At 54.2% G+C, this 17,598-nt stretch carries 14 protein-coding genes; 8 read left to right on the top strand and 6 right to left on the bottom strand.

Annotated features, from left to right (window positions below):
• Window positions 1-122 precede the first annotated feature (122 nt).
• From BLJ79_RS21910 to BLJ79_RS21895, 5 genes are all read right to left on the bottom strand, one after another.
• Window positions 123-329 (bottom strand): hypothetical protein, encoded by a 207-nt coding sequence (locus BLJ79_RS21910; protein WP_071216940.1) that lies wholly within the window; start codon window positions 327-329, stop codon window positions 123-125.
• The gene (locus BLJ79_RS21905; protein ID WP_071216939.1) at window positions 319-852 is read right to left on the bottom strand and encodes a hypothetical protein; all 534 of its coding nucleotides are present in this window, start codon (window positions 850-852) and stop codon (window positions 319-321) included. Before BLJ79_RS21905 ends, BLJ79_RS21910 begins: the two co-directional genes overlap by 11 nt.
• 70 nt (window positions 853-922) lie before the next feature.
• Window positions 923-1,093 (bottom strand): hypothetical protein, encoded by a 171-nt coding sequence (locus BLJ79_RS23510; protein WP_170947717.1) that lies wholly within the window; start codon window positions 1,091-1,093, stop codon window positions 923-925.
• Complete coding sequence (locus BLJ79_RS21900) at window positions 1,090-1,320, bottom strand: hypothetical protein (protein ID WP_071216938.1); 231 nt, start codon at window positions 1,318-1,320, stop codon at window positions 1,090-1,092. The genes BLJ79_RS23510 and BLJ79_RS21900 overlap by 4 nt, the downstream gene beginning before the upstream one ends.
• A 3-nt stretch (window positions 1,321-1,323) precedes the next feature.
• Entirely contained in the window at window positions 1,324-1,626 is a 303-nt protein-coding gene (locus BLJ79_RS21895) for a hypothetical protein (protein WP_071216937.1), read from the bottom strand.
• A 154-nt stretch (window positions 1,627-1,780) separates the two neighbouring features.
• On the opposite strand from BLJ79_RS21895, the gene BLJ79_RS21890 reads away from it, so the two are divergent.
• The 8 genes from BLJ79_RS21890 (at window position 1,781) to BLJ79_RS21855 (ending at window position 16,642) form a co-directional block, all read left to right on the top strand.
• The gene (locus tag BLJ79_RS21890; RefSeq protein WP_071216936.1) at window positions 1,781-2,746 is read left to right on the top strand and encodes a hypothetical protein; all 966 of its coding nucleotides are present in this window, start codon (window positions 1,781-1,783) and stop codon (window positions 2,744-2,746) included.
• A gap of 316 nt (window positions 2,747-3,062) precedes the next feature.
• On the top strand, window positions 3,063-5,543 hold the full coding sequence (locus BLJ79_RS21885; RefSeq protein WP_083411553.1) for a type I restriction-modification system subunit M: 2,481 nt from the start codon (window positions 3,063-3,065) through the stop codon (window positions 5,541-5,543).
• Window positions 5,540-6,751, top strand: a complete 1,212-nt coding sequence (locus tag BLJ79_RS21880) for a restriction endonuclease subunit S (protein WP_139195020.1) — start codon at window positions 5,540-5,542, stop codon at window positions 6,749-6,751. The genes BLJ79_RS21885 and BLJ79_RS21880 overlap by 4 nt, the downstream gene beginning before the upstream one ends.
• 34 nt (window positions 6,752-6,785) lie before the next feature.
• Window positions 6,786-9,884 (top strand): type I restriction endonuclease subunit R, encoded by a 3,099-nt coding sequence (locus BLJ79_RS21875; RefSeq protein ID WP_071216935.1) that lies wholly within the window; start codon window positions 6,786-6,788, stop codon window positions 9,882-9,884.
• Entirely contained in the window at window positions 9,871-10,593 is a 723-nt protein-coding gene (locus BLJ79_RS21870; RefSeq protein ID WP_071216934.1) for a M48 family metallopeptidase, read from the top strand. Before BLJ79_RS21875 ends, BLJ79_RS21870 begins: the two co-directional genes overlap by 14 nt.
• On the top strand, window positions 10,584-13,343 hold the full coding sequence (locus tag BLJ79_RS22675; protein WP_083411551.1) for an N-6 DNA methylase: 2,760 nt from the start codon (window positions 10,584-10,586) through the stop codon (window positions 13,341-13,343). Before BLJ79_RS21870 ends, BLJ79_RS22675 begins: the two co-directional genes overlap by 10 nt.
• Window positions 13,344-13,385: 42 nt before the next feature.
• Complete coding sequence (locus BLJ79_RS21860) at window positions 13,386-14,183, top strand: Hachiman antiphage defense system protein HamA (protein WP_071216932.1); 798 nt, start codon at window positions 13,386-13,388, stop codon at window positions 14,181-14,183.
• Window positions 14,183-16,642 (top strand): DEAD/DEAH box helicase, encoded by a 2,460-nt coding sequence (locus BLJ79_RS21855; protein ID WP_071216931.1) that lies wholly within the window; start codon window positions 14,183-14,185, stop codon window positions 16,640-16,642. The genes BLJ79_RS21860 and BLJ79_RS21855 overlap by 1 nt, the downstream gene beginning before the upstream one ends.
• A 21-nt stretch (window positions 16,643-16,663) precedes the next feature.
• Here BLJ79_RS21855 and BLJ79_RS21850 read toward each other — a convergent pair whose 3' ends face one another.
• Window positions 16,664-17,089, bottom strand: coding sequence for a helix-turn-helix domain-containing protein (locus BLJ79_RS21850; protein WP_286135929.1), 426 nt, complete (start codon window positions 17,087-17,089; stop codon window positions 16,664-16,666).
• Between the last annotated feature and the right edge of the window lie 509 nt (window positions 17,090-17,598).

The raw sequence follows: 17,598 nt of genomic DNA, 5'->3' as shown, positions 1-17,598 counted from the left end.
GTTCAACGTATTGAACGGGTCTGTGGAGTAGTATGCGTTCAATTCGTTGAACGAACAACCACTTTGGCGAAAACCACAACACCGACTGGAACAAGCCGAACTACGTGCGTAGCGGCGATGGATTAGTAGCGGCGCGAGAGCCAGATCCGGACCACGATGACCGCAATCCAGACCAGGGCGACGACGCCGGTGATGATGACCAGGACCGGCCAGATGGACTGGATGATCTGGGCGGCGCAGTAGATGGCGATCGATGCCAGCAGCACCGACATGCAACCGCCGATGAGCCGGTCGAACAGGGATTTCGGGTCGGTCGGGTTAGTTCCCACGCTGGCGCTCGACTTCCAGGAAGATGCCGCACTCCAGGCCGTGCATGATGCAGTCCAGCGCGAACTGGAGCTGGTCACCCACATAGCGCTTCGTCAGGGCGTAGTGGATCGCCTGACCGATCGCATCGGCCTGATACAGCTTCCACTCCAAGGTGTCCGGCCCGTAGCCCGACCGCTCCAGGCGACACATCAGGCGGCGGGCCAGCTCGAACTCATCCACCGGGTTGAACGCCAGCCCCATCTCCACGTGCCCCATGTCGTGCACGTAGCGATACGCGAAGTTGCCCTCGGGCGAGGCAAAGATGACCCGGTTGGAGTTCTCGTTGCTGACCGGCAGCGGTGCCTTGGTGCGCATCGAGGTCTCGTAGGCCGATTTGAGCGACTTGTAGGTGCTCGGGGCACCTTCGGTCGGCTCCCAGGCGAAGCCGACGCGGGAGGCGATGTGGGATGCCTCCAGAGTCACGTAGGTGCTCAGGTTCTTCTGGGCGGTAGCCAGCTCGGCGCTGGAGATGTTTTTATGCATGACAAATAAGCCCTTTCAGGAGGTGTTTTTTTTGAGGGGGAGTAGGCCGTGGCCTACGAGAGGTGGGCGGTCAGCGGCGAGTGGTGATCAAGAGCCACCATGCGGCAATGAACTTCAGGTGCAGGCGCACGGTTGCAGCGACTGCCGCGACCGCGACTGTTACGAGCGCTGGCACGTCGAGCCAGTAGATGGCGGCGATGACGACCGCCATGATGGCCAGCCATATGATGCACGTGGTCACGACTGAGCGCTGTCATCCAATAGCCACTGCGACAGTTCGTCGGTGGCTGCGCTGACACCTGCCAGCGCCACGCGCAGCAGGTGGTCGGCCGCAACGGGGTCGAGGATGCCGAGTGTCTGTGCGTACGCCTGGATGCTGTCGTGCAGATCGGTGAACAGCCGTGCGGCGTAGGCCATGGATTCCAGAATGATGACGTCCCCGGCGTTGCCGCCGGAATCGGTGCCCATGACCTAACCGCGAAACTGGCGGACTTCCCACGCGGCGTTGTCCGCGAAGGAATCGACAATGAAGTTCAGTCGTGCGGCCGTCTGTGGGTCGCCGTCGGCCAGGAACGCGGCTTCGCGGCTCAGCATGGCAGTCATCTGCATGCCGGTCGCTGCCACGTGGCCGGCTGCCTGGACGCGGGTTGCCACGACCAAGCCTCGGGTGACTTCAGCATTCTGCCGTCGGGCCAGAATGCGACCCTCATTACGGCTGAAGCTTTCCGGAATGTTTGCAGGCGTTCCCTTTCCTGCGGGCACAATGTTCGACATATTCGTAGTCCTTACTTCTCAGTGGTTCATCCCTGTGTATTCCGGGGTTAGTTAGAGACTAGAAGCGATCGGTGAGGCGATCTGAAAGTTGGAAAAAAGTTGGAAAGTGTGGATCACAACCGCATATAGGGAACGTTCAGGCATAGTTGGGTGTATGACTTTGGACCGTGACGATGCTGAATCGTTGGCACAAGAACTGTCCTTGCTGCGCAAAAATGAGGGTTTCATCCAACGTAGACTCACCAAAGCGGCAATTGTTGACGAGGTATTGCGAGGATCACTTGAGGACACCTTCGAACGGCTGAAAAGTCGCTTCTTGTCTGCGATCTACACGCTCGATGAGGACGAGTCAGCGCTACTCCTCGACATCTTCGCACTGAGTCCAGAGACAGCGGGCGTCGATGGGCTGGAGCAGCGGCGCCAGATCCATGGCACCAAGATCGGACTTCGCAAATATAGTGTTGCCTCGCGCGAGAAAGCGGCGCTTCAACACCTGCATTCCAGACTCGTTACCGGGACATACGCGCAGTCTCCACTGGTGCTGCACGTTCCGGAGATGCACGGTGGCATCATCTATGAAGCCGCCAGCACCCTGGTCATTGTGGAGAACCGCAAATGGCGGGAAACGCGCGAGTACTACCGCTTCGCCAACATGGTCGACAAGTTGGACTACGTCACGGTCAGCCGCTCCCACGACGGCTGGGTTAGCCCACGGGCCGGAGGGGACTTCAAGGTCAACACCCGCCCAGTCGAAGGAGCTGGCTACAACGACCACTTCTGGCACCTCGACAAAGCACGCACCAAGACTGAACCCATGGAGCGTGGGCAAATTTACGATCTCAAATTCACCACGCTCCCCGAACAGCACCTCGAAGATCAATCGGCACTCAAGCTTGCCAGCCGTGCGTTCCACGACAGGACGCTCCTCGCGTCCATTCAAGTGGGATTCATAGGCGACAAACCGCGAAGCCTGTGGAAATTTGAGAGGGTCAGCCCCTTTGCTCGACCGTCGAGTGCCAACGAACACAATTCAGTTGAGCTTGACGACCGCGGAATCGCTGGCACTCGCCTCCGCGACGTCCATGGCGGATTATTTAGTGGCATCGCATGGGAATGGTGAAACGACCCCTTCGGGATCGACTTACGGATGATGATCCGACATTCGGTAGAGTGTTGATAACTGCGAGGTGAGACAATCCGTCTACTTCGTGGATGTTGTTCGGACTTGATCCGGAACATCATTCATTCTCACTGGATGCCCACTACGAAATATATTCCAATTGTGTTATATATAAGGGTAGTAGACGAGGTCTGGTTGAGTCCGCTCCCACCCGTTACAACCCGCAGACGAAGCCACTTCACGATATTTGTCGTGGGTACCGGGTAGATTGAAACCAACAGTAACCTGGGCTCATCCATGCCCTGGAGACACAAAAATGAGCACGACGAACGATCCATCAACAACACAAGGGAGCCGCGCAGTGGCGCTAAAGAAATCCGACCTCTACAGCTCTCTCTGGAAGAGCTGCGATGAGCTGCGCGGTGGAATGGATGCCAGTCAGTACAAGGACTACATCCTGACGATGTTGTTCGTGAAATACGTATCAGACAAGTCGAAAACAGATCCCGACGCCTTGATTACTGTTCCGGCTGGCGGGTCTTTCGACGATATGGTCGCGCTCAAGGGCGACAAAGAGATCGGCGACAAGGTCAATAAGATCATCGCCAAACTTGCCGAAGCCTCGGATCTTCAAAAAGTCATCGACCTGGCCGACTTCAATGATGAAGAAAAACTCGGCAAGGGCAAAGAGATGCAGGACCGGCTCTCCAAGCTGATCACCATCTTCCAGGATCTCGATTTCCGTGGATCGCGGGCCGAAGGTGACGACCTGCTGGGCGACGCCTACGAGTACCTGATGCGGCATTTTGCTACCGAATCCGGTAAATCCAAGGGGCAGTTCTATACCCCGGCCGAAGTGTCGCGTGTGATCGCAAAGCTGATCAACGTCACCCCGGACACTCCGCGATCCGCAACCGTTTATGACCCCACTTGCGGTTCAGGTTCGCTGCTGCTCAAAGTTGCTTCCGAATCGAGCAATGGCCTGACAATTTACGGTCAGGAAAAGGACAATGCCACATGGGCACTGTCCAAAATGAACATGATCCTGCACGGCAACGAGATCGCGGACATCCGCAAGGGCGACACCATTACGAGTCCGCAGTTCACCACAGGTGACTCTCTCGATACCTTTGACTTCATCGTGGCGAATCCACCATTCTCCACCAAGTCCTGGGGCAATGGGCTGGAAAACGAATTCGGGCGATTCGAGTACGGTATGCCGCCGGAAAAGAACGGCGACTACGCGTTCCTGCTACACATCCTCAAATCCATGAAGAGCACCGGCAAAGCTGCCGTCATTCTTCCCCACGGCGTTCTCTTCCGCGGAGGCAAAGAAGCCGGGATTCGTACGCAGCTGCTCAAGCGTGGCTTTATCAAGGGGATTATCGGTCTACCTGCGAACCTGTTCTACGGCACCGGTATCCCTGCCTGCATCATTGTGCTCGACAAAGAAAACGCCCAAGCGCGCACCGGCGTGTTCATGATAGACGCGTCCAAGAGCTTCCTGAAAGACGGCAATAAGAACCGCCTTCGCTCCCAGGACATGCACAAGATCGTTGACGTATTTACCAAGCAGCAAGAAGTTGAACGATACTCGCGCATGGTGCCATTGACCGAGATCGGCAACGATGCCAATGCATACAACCTAAACATCCCTCGCTACATCGATTCGTCAGAGCCCGAGGACGTCCAAGACCTCTACGCCCATCTGCACGGAGGCATCCCTAACCGCGATATCGACGCACTCAGCGCAAGTTGGGACGCGTTCCCTAACCTGCGCCAGAAACTTTTTCGGAGTAATGGTCAACCGGGCTACAGCGAACTGACCGTAGATATATCGGACGTACAACAAGCCATCCTGGACTCGGATGAATTTGAATCGTTTTCCACCAAGGCTCAGGCCCAGGTTTCAGACTGGTATGCCGCCTACCGTCCCGCTCTTGAATCGATCAATGAAGACACGAAACCGAATGCCCTAATCACTTCACTTGGCGATGATCTCTTGACACGGTTCAAAGACACAGCACTTTTGGACGAATACAACGTTTATGAGCAATTGATGACGTACTGGCACAGCACTATGCATGACGATCTCTTCCTGATCATGAACGAAGGATGGCTGGGTGCCGCCAAACCGCGCAAGACTATCGAAGATAAAGACCGTAAGATCACTGAGACGCCTGATTTAGTTGTAGGCTCCGGCCGTAGCGCAACAAAATACAAAATGGACTTGATCCCACCACACCTGGTTGTCTCCCGCTATTTCGCCGAGGAGCAGCGAAAACTCAATGATCTTAATTCCCTGGTCGATGAAGCCACTCGACAGATCGAGGAGTTCATCGAAGAACATGCCGTTGAAGACGGGTTGCTCGTTGATGCTATGGAAGACGGCAAGATCACAAAAGCGCTTGCAACTGCGCGACTAAAGGAAGCCAAGCGCGAGAGAGCAGACAAAGAAGAAATTCGAGCACTCAATCACTTGGTCGCCCTATACAACGAGGAAGCTTCTTCGAAGAAACTAATCAAAGAATCGCAAACCAATCTTGATACTGAGGTACTTGACAAGTACGGTCACCTCACCGAGCTGGACATTCAAGTCATGGTGCTTGAGGATAAATGGCAAACGACGATTACTCATGGAGCAACCGGTGAAATTTCGAAGCTGACTCTCAATCTCGTGACACGCCTCAAAGAGCTTGGCGAACGATACGATACGACTGTTGATGACTTGGCATCGGAGTTAAACGATCTCAATGTCAGAGTTTCCCGCCACCTGGCCAAAATGGGGATCAAGTGAACGTGCCGGAAGTACCCGTAGGTTTTCAACATACTGAGATCGGCATACTGCCAGAAGATTGGCGTGTTGCTCCGCTCCGAAATCTCGTTACGCTGATGACAAATGGATTTGTTGGTGTTGCCAAAAAGCACTATGTATCTCGTGGGCCAGGGATAACTTATATCCAAGGATTTAATGTTCTCGACGGACGATTCAACCTTTTTGGAATTAAACGAGTTTCAGAAAAATTCCACGCTGAACATCAACGATCTTGTCTGCGTGCGGGCGACATGCTAACGGTTCAAACTGGTGACGTTGGGCTCACGACAGTGGTCACACCAGAGTTGGCTGGAGCCAACTGTCATGCGCTTATTATCACGCGATTCAAGAATAGTGTTGGTGATTCGCGATTCTACATGCGCCTATTTAACTCTGATCGTGGTCGGCAATCGCTCCGTGCCATCGAAACCGGAACCACGATGAAGCATCTAAACGTCGGTGATATGTTGGATTTCGTCGTGCCCATTCCGCCGATAAAAGAGCAAATCGAAATTGCGAATGCGCTCGACACGATGGCTTCGACAATTTATTCGCTGGAGCGTCTAATTTCGAAGAAGCAGGCGGTCAAGCAGGGGATGATGCAGCAGCTCCTAACCGGCAAAACCCGACTCCCTGGATTTACTCATCCCTGGCGGCTGCGGCGTATCAACGAGATGCTGAGCTATGAGCAGCCGGGGCGATTCCTGGTGACGACTTCAAAGCAGCTTGATGCTGGGCCCGTCCCGGTGCTGACCGCAGGCAAGACATTCATCCTTGGATACACCAACGAATCTCACGGTATCTACACAGCACAACCAGTCATTATTTTCGATGACTTCACAACCGCTTCGAAGTATGTTGATTTTGCATTTAAGGCGAAATCATCGGCGATGAAAATATTGAGTGCAAAGGCTGAGGTAAATTTGCGCTTTATCTATGAACGGATGCAGCTGATCGACTTCCCACTTAGTKATCATAAGCGCTATTGGATCTCTGAGTACAGCAAACAAGAGCTACTTGTGCCTGATGAACGCGAACAGATCGCAATTTCTTCGGCGATTGCCGACGCTGAGGACGAAATAAACAACCTTCGCGAACAACTCGCTAAGACGCATGTCATCAATCAAGGCATGATGCAAGAGCTCCTGACCGGGCGTACTCGCCTACGAACTGCGGAGACCGCAGTATGAGCAAGATGAAACTTAATTTCGGGGGAAATGAACCATGAGCGCAGTTGGACAAATTGAACGCCAGACACAAGATCGCGTTGTTGAGCTATTCCAGAACCGGCTGGGCTACGAATACGGTGGCAACTGGGAGTATCGCGCAGGCAACTCCCACATCGAGTCAGCTTTTCTGGAACAGAATCTCCGGGCTCGTGGCTACGACGACAACCTGATCAACAAAGCCGTTGAACAGCTCAAAAAAGATGCTTCACTAGGCGGTGGGCGCAATCTCTACGAAGCTAACCGCGACGTCTACGACTTGCTCCGCTATGGAGTAAAGGTGAAGCCTGGTATTGGTGAGAATACCGAAACTGTGTGGTTGATTGACTGGAGCAATCCAGACGCCAATCACTTTGTAGTGGCCGAAGAAGTCTCGATCAAGGGCGACCACACCAAGCGGCCCGATGTCGTGTTGTACGTCAATGGTTTGGCCATGGGCGTGATCGAGCTTAAGCGTTCCAAGGTGGCTGTCTCTGAAGGAATCCGCCAGAACATCGGCAACCAGAAGAAGGATTTCATTCGCCCGTTCTTCACGACCGTTCAGCTGGTCATGGCGGGCAACGACGTTGAAGGTCTGCGCTATAGCGTGATCGACACTCCCGAAAAATACTGGCTGGAGTGGAAAGAGCTTTCGGAGATTGAGGAGCCACTGGATCGTGCACTGGTCCAGATGTGTTCGAAAGACCGATTCCTGGAGATCATCCATGACTTTATGGTTTTTGATTCCGGCGTAAAAAAGACCTGTCGCCACAACCAGTTCTTTGGCGTCAAAGCCGCCCAAGAACGGATTGCCAAGCGCGAGGGCGGCATCATCTGGCACACCCAGGGCTCGGGCAAGTCGCTGACCATGGTGTGGCTGGCGAAGTGGATTCGTGAGCACCAGACCGTCGGCGACAGCCAGGCACGCGTTCTGATCATCACCGACCGCACCGAGCTTGACGACCAGATCAAGAAGGTATTCAACGGTGTCAACGAAGACATCTACAGGACCACGTCTGGCGCTGACCTGATGGGTGCCCTTAACAGGCATGAACCGTGGCTCATCGGCTCCCTGGTTCATAAGTTCCGTGCCGGAGATGACGACACCACTCAGAATGACGCCGACGGTGAATTCATTGCGGAGCTCAACTCCAAGATTCCGGCTGGGTTTTCCGCGAAGGGAAACTTCTTCGTCTTTGTCGATGAAGCCCACCGCACCCAGTCGGGCAAGATGCACGGCGCGATGAAGAAGCTGCTCCCTGGGGCCATGTTCATTGGCTTCACGGGCACGCCGCTACTCAAGGCCGATAAAGCAACGAGTATCGAAACATTCGGCAGCTTCATCCACACCTATAAGTTCAATGAAGCCGTGCTGGACGGCGTGGTGCTCGACCTGCGCTACGAAGCCCGTAACATTGACCAGGATCTGACATCTCCGGCCAAGGTCGACCAATGGTTCGATGCCAAGACCAAAGGCATGACTGATCTGTCTAAGGCGGAGCTGAAGAAGCGCTGGGGCACCATGCAAAAAGTGGTTAGCTCCGAGCAGCGTTCGAAGCAGATCGTCAACGACATTCTGCTGGACATGGAAACCAAGCCACGACTAATGGACATGCGCGGCAACGCCATGCTCGTCAGCGCCAGCATTTACCAGGCCTGCAAGTTCTACGAGATGTTCTGCCAAGCCGGATTCAAGGGCAAATGCGCCATCGTCACCAGCTATGCACCGCAAGCCGGTGATATCTCCAAAGAAGACTCGGGCCACGGCGCCACCGAAAAATTGCGCCAGTATGAAATCTATCGCCAGATGCTTGCCGATCACTTCGACGAGCCTGCCGACCAGGCCATGACGAAGGTGGAGCAGTTCGAAAAGGACGTCAAAGAACGGTTCATCAAGGAACCGGGCCAGATGCGGCTACTGATTGTCGTTGACAAGCTCCTGACGGGCTTTGACGCACCAGCAGCGACCTACTTGTACATCGACAAGTCGATGCGCGACCACGGCCTTTTCCAGGCCATTTGCCGCGTCAATCGCCTGGACGGCGACGACAAAGACTACGGCTACATCGTCGACTACCAAGATCTCTTCAACTCCCTCGAAGACGCCATCACCGACTATACGAATGGTGCGTTGGACGGGTACGAGAAGAAAGACATCGAAGGGCTACTCAAGGACCGGGTCAAGCTCGCGCGCGAGGATCTCGACGAGGCGCTTGAACGTATCCGTGCATTGTGTGAAGCGGTTGAACCGCCTAGAGGAACCCTTCAGTACCAGCACTATTTCTGCGCCGTCGACCACGGAAATGCCGACCAGATCAAGCGCAACGAAGCCAAACGCGTAGAGCTCTACAAGTCAGTGGCTGGCCTGACGCGATCCTACGCGGCAATTGCCAATGACATGACCGAAGCTGGGTTCTCAGAAGCTGAGGCCGCTGCAATCAGCAAGGAAATCACCCACTACACTTCCGTGCGTGACGAGGTGAAACTAGGCGCAGGCGAAAACGTCGACTTCAAACAGTACGAAGCCGGCATGCGATTCCTACTCGATACCTACATCCACGCTGACGGATCAGAAATGGTTGCAGACTTCGCGAATGTCGGTCTTGTCGATCTGATCGTTCGCGAAGGCGCGGGAGCCATCGACAAACTGCCGCCAGGGATCAAGAAGGATCCCGAGGCTGTTGCCGAAACCATTGCGAACAACATCCGCAAGGTCATCATCGATGAAAACGCGATGAATCCGAAGTACTACGAGAGCATGTCGAGCCTGCTGGATGCGATCATTGAACAGCGCCGCCAGGGAGCCCTCGATTACAAGACATACTTGGAACAGTTGATCGCGCACGCTCAGAAAGTTGGCTCAAAAGAGTCAGACACCGTCTACCCTGCTTGGGCTACGAATGGCGCACAGCGAGCTATTTATGACTTCGAGTGGACTGATCCGGAAACACCGATCAAGGTGGATACCGCGATCATGACGAGCAAGCCACACGATTGGGTTGGCAATAAGTTCAAAGAGAAAGAAGTTGCACGCGCAATTCGACGGGTCCTCCCCGCTGATTTCGATCGCTTCAACGAACTCTTTGACCTAGTGAAGGCTCGCAATGAGTACAGCTAGTGCCTACATGACGGTCTCAGGAATTGATATTGATGTGGTCTACAAACACATCAAGAACCTGCACATTGCCGTCTACCCTCCTCTTGGCCGTGTGCGTGTCGCCGCCCCGGATCGCCTGGACGACGACGCGATTCGCCTCGCTGTCGTGCAGCGCCTGCCCTGGATCAAGAAACAACGCGAACAATTGCGCAGTGCCACGCGGCAGAGCGAACGCGAAATGGTCACTGGGGAATCCCACTACGTATGGGGTCAGCGGTACCGACTGAAGCTCGTAAACGAGCCAGGTCGAATACGAATCGACATCAGCGGCAATAAGCTGACGATGATCGCGCCAGCAGACTGCACTGCCGACCAGCGCCGAGAAGCAATGGAGGAGTGGCACAGGGCTGCGCTCAAGCAGGCGATCCCTGCTTTGATCGCTAAATGGGAGCCGATTGTCGGTCGCAGTGTCTCGAAGTGGACCGTACGCCGCATGAAGACCAAATGGGGCTCATGCAACCGTGAAAGCGCACATATCTGGTTCAACTTGGAGCTCGCCAAGAAGAATCCCAACTGCCTTGAGTACATAGTGGTGCATGAAATGACACACCTGCTCGAGCGAAATCACAACGAAAGATTCACTGAATTGATGGACGTATTTCTGCCAGACTGGCGTGCACGTCGTGACGAACTTAATGCGGCACCGTTGAAGGATGAATCATGGCAGTAGATCAGCACCGACCCGAGAGCGAGATTGAGCGCAACTACGCCAAAAGCCTTTGGGCACTCGCCGACCAATTTCGCGGGAATAGAAACCTGTCCGTTTCAGAAATAGGCCTCGCGATTGCGCGCATGATCGCTAAACGCACAGGTCGAGCACTTCCCGAAGAACTACTCGAAATGCCGAATATCGCAGGGAATCTCCCCAAACAAGTATCTGATTCATTTGGTCCGCTTGCTGAATACTGCGACGCGATTCCAGGCAGGAAAATCCTTCCAGGAATCCTTGAATCTCCACTCGGAGGCGGGAAGCAATACAGCGAGCTTGYTGCCAAGGACTCACTCACAACCATCATCACGGAGGCTTTGCGACTAGACCGTCTCAAAGAAACTGATGAGATCGACATCCTTGACCCGACATTTGGCGCAGGCGGCCTCGCTCTTCATGTAGGGGAACATGCCGCAAAAAACGCAGGTAAAGTCAGGATATTTGGGCAAGAGATAAACGCCGATACAACCATTCTCGCAAGGCTCAACTCCTACTTTGCAGATGTCAATGCCGACATCCGCACAGGGGATTCGCTTCAAGGTTCACTCTTCGGAGACAAAAAATTTGACATAATCATCTCGCAAYCGCCGTTTGGCCTCCGATGGCCTACACAGATCGCACAGGATCGTCAAAATGGGCGCCTGGATCTGAATGATTTCCCCCTCGGAATGCCGACAAGCTCGCAAGACTCCACGTGGCTATTCATCTCCAGAATCGTTTCGATGCTCAAACCTGTTGAACAGGGCGGCGGCCGCGCGGTTATCTTTGTTCATGCGTCGGCACTCCTCCGGGATCACAGTGCCAATGTACGCCGCGAACTCATTGAGAGAGATTTGCTGGAGGCTGTTATTTCGCTTCCTGCAGGATCATTTGCACCATCTACCGATGCACCCGGTTTTGCCTTAGTTATCAATAGCATCAAGACGCCACGCCGTACGGGCGTGGTACAGCTGATTGACCTCAGAAATGAATTCTCACGAGGACGGCACCGTGGATTCCTAGAGAGGACTTTAACAGAGGACGGAGCGAGCAACCTTCGCGCTGCTGTGCGTAGCATAAAAAATGGGCCGATATCGCGAACCGTGCCAAGCGCTCATTTCTTCCGAACAAAGATTAACGTGGGACGTCGCGGGCTTATTTGGCCTGTCGAGATTCCATCCGATGCTGACTTGGACGCATTCATAAGCGCACGATATGACGAGCATACAGTGGCTCGGGTCGGTGACGCCGCCGATATTTCCACGGTAATCGATACTCTCACAGCCTTCGAACGGAACTCCAAGACGACAAGCGCTCCTCGCGCTATCTATTGGCCCGAAAAACGACTGTCGCAGTTTGTTACCCGCATACATGCCGATCTCAACGAGAAGCGTGCAAGCATTCCATCCAACCCAAGCATTCGGGTAACCGGTGCCGCAGAGACTGCCGTGGATCAGCCTGCGATAGATGAATCTCGAGAGATCCGATTCGAAATTGATGACAAGAAGTTACTTCCTGAGTATGTGCATGGCTGGCTGCAAAGCGATAACGGCATCGCCAGTGTCCGACGGGCACTCGCCCGACTCAACCCACATGCGAGTGCACGTGTCATCACCAACACTCCAACCAATCAACTACGCATTGCAGATGAAGTTCTGATCCCCATACCTTCATTGGATATGCAGCGATCACTTGTCAAAGTCGACGCGATGTTTGAAAGCACACAGAACCTACTTGACTCCAGCCGTGAGACCGTTTGGGCAAACCTTTCGGGTACCGAAGAAATCTCGGCGTTGTTCGAACCCCTGTTAGATGAGGGTACCGTTCGTTGGGCCCAAGATCTGCCGTATCCCCTTGCTGGGGCGCTTTGGACGATGGAAACGAAGAATACGGACATCGAAAGGCATGCCCAGATCTTTCTGGTCTGGGAGGCGTACGCTGCTTATCTCGCGATTGTCTTGCTATCGGTACTCAAGGCGGATAGTGAGCAGAACACGGAACGGGCGGATCTCCTCGACGAACTGGTGCGCAGTGATGGAGGCACCCCGGAGCGCGCATCATTCGGAAGCTGGCTTAAGATAACCGAAAGACTCGCCGCCGCCTATCGACGAGACCTAATGTCGGAAACGCCCGATGATCGACAGGAAGTCAGCTTTGCGTTTGCAGGCGCAGACACGAACGCGCTGGAGCGCATCCTCAGCACCGAATCGATCTCCATACTCGAACAAGCCGGTACGCTGCGCAACCAATGGAAGGGGCATTCTGGGTCCCTTACTCAACGTGAAATTCTGACTCAGGTAGATCATATGGAGGGGCTCTTATCCCAGCTTCAAAAAAGTGTTGGACTCGCGTGGCGAAAGCTACAGCTTGTCCGAGCAAAGAGTGCACGTCGCCGTGACGGTATATACATTCAACAAGTCGAAGTGCTTCACGGACCTCAGACTCCGTTCCGACTGGACGAAGTCGAAGTTGCACAGATGATGGATGAGGGGCTCTTGTACTTAGTTGGCGGAACCGGATCGATTCCCGTTCCACTTCTGCCGCTCATCGCACTCGAAGCTGCCCCCGAAACTGACAAGTACGCAACCTACTTCTTCAACAGATTTGATATTGATGGCATGCGAATGGTCTCCTACCAGTCGTCTCACGCCAGCGATCTTCACGTGCCGTCCGGCGAGCACCACTCCTTGTCGGGAATGCTCAAGAAACCAAGGACGGGCCATGGCTTTTGACATGCTCACGGATGAACTCATGATGAGCTCGGAGGATCCTGCATGGATGGTTTAAGGGTCGTTACAGTCGCCGACGCGAGCATCCTGGTTCTTGAGAGCGTTACAGATGAAATCAAACAAGCGCTGAGATTACGACTCATGGACTACTGCTATGGCCGAGTCCAAGCCGGCGAAGACCCGGACTACTACTCGTTCGACCTCACTGTCGACGAATTCTTCAAGTTGTACGACTCGAAAGCCGACGAAGCGCAGCTTGGCCTCGCCGGTGAACTGATCGTCCATCTCCTGCTGCCTTATGGCCATGATCGACTCGTGAGTGCTTGTGTCTACCTCAATAAGGAAGAACGTAACGTCAAGAAAGGTTTCGATCTAACGTTCCGCGATCATCATGACGGTGGTCTCTGGTATGGCGAAGTGAAGTCCGGTCGCGTCAATAATTCCCAGACTGCCGATAGCAAAGTACGAGAACTGATAAACACTGCCGAGAACGGTCTCCATAAGATGTTTACGTCCGACGTTCGCAAGAAACGCTGGGACGCCGCGATTTTTGATGCTGATGCTGCCTTGCAGACAAGTGACGCCTCCAGTGTGAAGAAGCTTTTGCGCACCGACTTCATGACAATAAATAAGGGCTCCACCGTGAAGGTTAAGGCACTGTTGTGCGCAGTGGTCATGCATCCCTTCAACCTCAATGAAATCAACGCTGACACAGGTGAACAACTTATTGAGAGCGTCACTGGGCGCGGACGCTTCGATGAACTGCGCCTTCTGCTCATCCAGCAGTCTGATCTTGAAGACCTAGTTTCGGTACTTCGCGAATCACTTAAGGAAGCCGCCTGATGGCCGTGGATCTGACTGTCCGGAAGTTGAGACACCCGCAGAATCTGGAGGGTTCGCGCTTCTTCGAACTCTACGAGAAACTCGTTCTCGCGCAGGCGCTAACTGGCGAGGAATACCAAGAGCTTCTATCGTTCGCCGTCGTCTTCATGCACCTAGGCGATGCAACAGTAGAAAAGCTTGGCTACCGTATTGTGCTGCAATACTCGATCGACACCTCAGACTTCGAGCCGTTGATTGATATCGCGGACACCCGCGAGATCATGCCGGTCATAGCGGCGATTCGAGCCGCTCATCCCGAGGCGTTCGACGAAGACTCTCTGCAGACAGTACTGAGTGCCGCCCACGGCATGAACTTCGTAGGGAATGGCCAAGTGACTTGGACGCGAGAGCAACTCGCATTGCAGTCTTTCAATAGCTCACATCAACGTGCCGCGATCATCGCGCCCACTTCATACGGCAAGTCCGAGATGCTAATAGACCGAGCACYCACTTCCCTACCCGGAGCGGTGTGTATTATCGTGCCCTCGAAAGCACTTATCGCTCAGACAAAAGCCGAACTTATGCGGGTAATGAATCAACGCGACATGTCAACGCGGGTGATTACCCATCCAGAGGCATACAGCAGTGAGGCTTCGTTCGTTGCCGTGCTAACTCAGGAACGACTTCATCGCCTGTTCGTCGATAACCCGGAGCTCCGCATTGATCATCTGCTCGTGGATGAGGCCCAAAATATTCTCACGGACGATGCGCGATCACTCGAGCTATCGCAGGTGATTCTTATCACTCATCAACGCAACGAAGACTTGAACATCGCCTATTACACTCCGTTCCTGGAGAATCCCGAAAGTCTCCGCCACGTCAACGGCAAGGACGACGATGTGCAGGCTCGGACCGTCAACGAACAAGTCAAAGTTGAGCAGTTCCATGCAGCTGAAGTTGGCGGACCCATTCGTGTCTTCGATCAGTTCCTAGGTCGAACATTTGAGACGGCCGAAACTCTCCCGGACGATGACGCTGTGGCTGTTATGAGCCTCGCTGGCGAGCGCACCATCGTATACCTCAATAAACCTCGCGATGCACAGGATATGGCTGTGCGCCTGTCGGCAGAGGTTGGCAATGCTGAGCTGTCTCCCCTTGCCGAGAGGGCGATCACGGCGATAGCCGACCTAATCGATGCGGACTATGTACTCATCGATGTGATTCGAAGCGGTGTTCTATTTCATCATGGCCAGATACCGGACGTGCTGCGCCAGTACGTCGAGAATCTTTTTCGTGAAGATCACACAGCGCAGCGCCGATACCTCGTCACCACCTCAACGCTCTTGGAAGGGGTTAACACCCCTGCAGATACGATGGTATTAATGACGCCAGGCAAGGGTCGCGGCTACCTCGCACGATCCTCATTCCGCAACCTAGTCGGGCGCGTAGCGCGATTCAGTCAAATATTCTCGAGTCAGCGCCCACGTCTATCCCTCCTTCTTCCGAAGGTCTATGTCATCAAGAGTTCTTATGCACCCGCGAGCTGGAACCCAGTCAACTGGTTGAGTGACGTGGCCGATCCCGCTAAGCCCGCTTCCGATCCTGTAGAGAATCCACTACTTGAGGCGGGACCGGCAGAACAGCCGCGCATTGAAGCGCTTGAGCGTTTGGAGAATATTGAGCGTGGTGCCTCAGGATTGGACGAGGTGCGACTTGCACTTACGGAAGTGGGCAGACTTTGTTTTCTGCATGGCGTACACGATTTCGATGTGTTCCGCTATGAGCGGCTGATGCAAGATAGGATCGACGAACACGAAGGAACCCTAGCGACCAACTCAGACGAGTTGATCTCACTCATAAGAGACGTATTCCTACACGGTGTTGAACTAAATCAAGGTACCGACGATCTCGTTCGCCTTCATGATGTTTCGGCGGCCCGGAACTTCTACAGCATGTTCCTGTCCTGGCGAGCAGCGGGTGCTCCACTTAAGCTCATGATCGGCCGGTATCTATACCACTGGAGACGGCAGGACGGGGAATTGATCTTCGTGGGTTCGAAGTGGGGCGACGTGAAAAGCTCGCCTGTCGAACATGCCGCCGCTTATGTGCGTCGATCTACGAAGAGCCGATCCGCACTAGTGAATCTGGCAATTGTCCGAATCAAAGCTGAGATGGACTTCCTCGACTACACGCTAACGAAGTATCTGGAGATATTATTCGCACTAAAGCTGGTTGATGAAGATTTCTATCTAAAGATCAAGTACGGCRCAAGCGATAGGTTCGTCATCTGCCTACTGCGTAACGGGATGTCCTTTGAACTCGCTCGCCTAGTATCCGAGTCATTTAGGCTTTATGTCAGTGTTGACCTGGACGCGAATACCATCGAGATCTCACCCGACTTGATCGCGGCTATGGAAGGGGTGGGCGTCAATGACATCCTAATGTTTGAGGTTCGAAGCCTGATCGGAACACAGAGGTAGTCCATTGATCGGACAGGGATACTAGCCCTCTTCGGTCGACAAGAGGAACTTCCTCGCCTTGTCATAGCTGCAGCCGACCTGCTTGGCGATGTCGCGGATGATAAGCCCCTGGTTTCGGAGGCGGAGGATCTCTCGTTCTTTTTCAGGTGTGAGTCCCCGCTGCCTGGTTTGGACGCCCTGCTCAGCCAGGAGTCGAAGCAGGGTCGATTTGGCAATCTTGTGCTCTTTGGCAAGATCGGTTGACTGTTCGCCCGCCTCATATCGTTGCGCAATGGCAGCCAGATCGTCGGGCGAAAAGCGATCGGCGATGCGGTAGCGCTGGGAGTGGCGCTCACCCTGAACTGCTCTTGACCGAGTTTCCCCCGATTTCAGCCGCTGGAGTGCTCGAGTTGCGGTAGAGAGTCGATCTATTTTGCGGTGCGCCTGCTTGGAATACTCTGCTAACACCTCGACCAATGTGAGCCCCGCAAGAAACTTCGGTTTCCTGCGGGGCTCGTCCCATTTAACGGCCGTTTCGGGGAGGTCCAGGCCTGACGGTTAACCCAGCCATTTCATAAGGTGATGGCAAGCCGCTGATTTCGTATTTTGGTTCGTGGTTGGCGGTTTTGCTGTTTAGGGGCACGCCGATGGTTGCCGTGTCGCCGGTATGGGGCGTCGGGTTCCACGTGTCCGAGCTGGGCTTCTTCCTGGTCGTTTGGATGGGTTGGTTCACCGGTTCAGGTGATCAGGATGCTGTCCTTGAAGCGTTGCTGCAGGTGCTTGAAGCGTTCGTAGAGTTCCACGTGTCCGAGCTGGGCTTCTTCCTGGTCGTTTGGATGGGTTGGTTCACCGGTTCAGGTGATCAGGATGCTGTCCTTGAAGCGTTGCTGCAGGTGCTTGAAGCGTTCGTAGAGCTCCAGGAGGAGCTTGGCCTCGGGTGCCTTGCGGGATAGCAAGAGTTTGGTTTGTCGGCCGCC

The sequence above is a fragment of the Arthrobacter sp. UCD-GKA genome, assembly GCF_001863355.1.
Classification (GTDB): domain Bacteria; phylum Actinomycetota; class Actinomycetes; order Actinomycetales; family Micrococcaceae; genus Paeniglutamicibacter.
The sequence above is the reverse complement of the archived record's forward strand: the minus strand, read 5'-3'. Positions and strand labels throughout refer to the sequence as shown.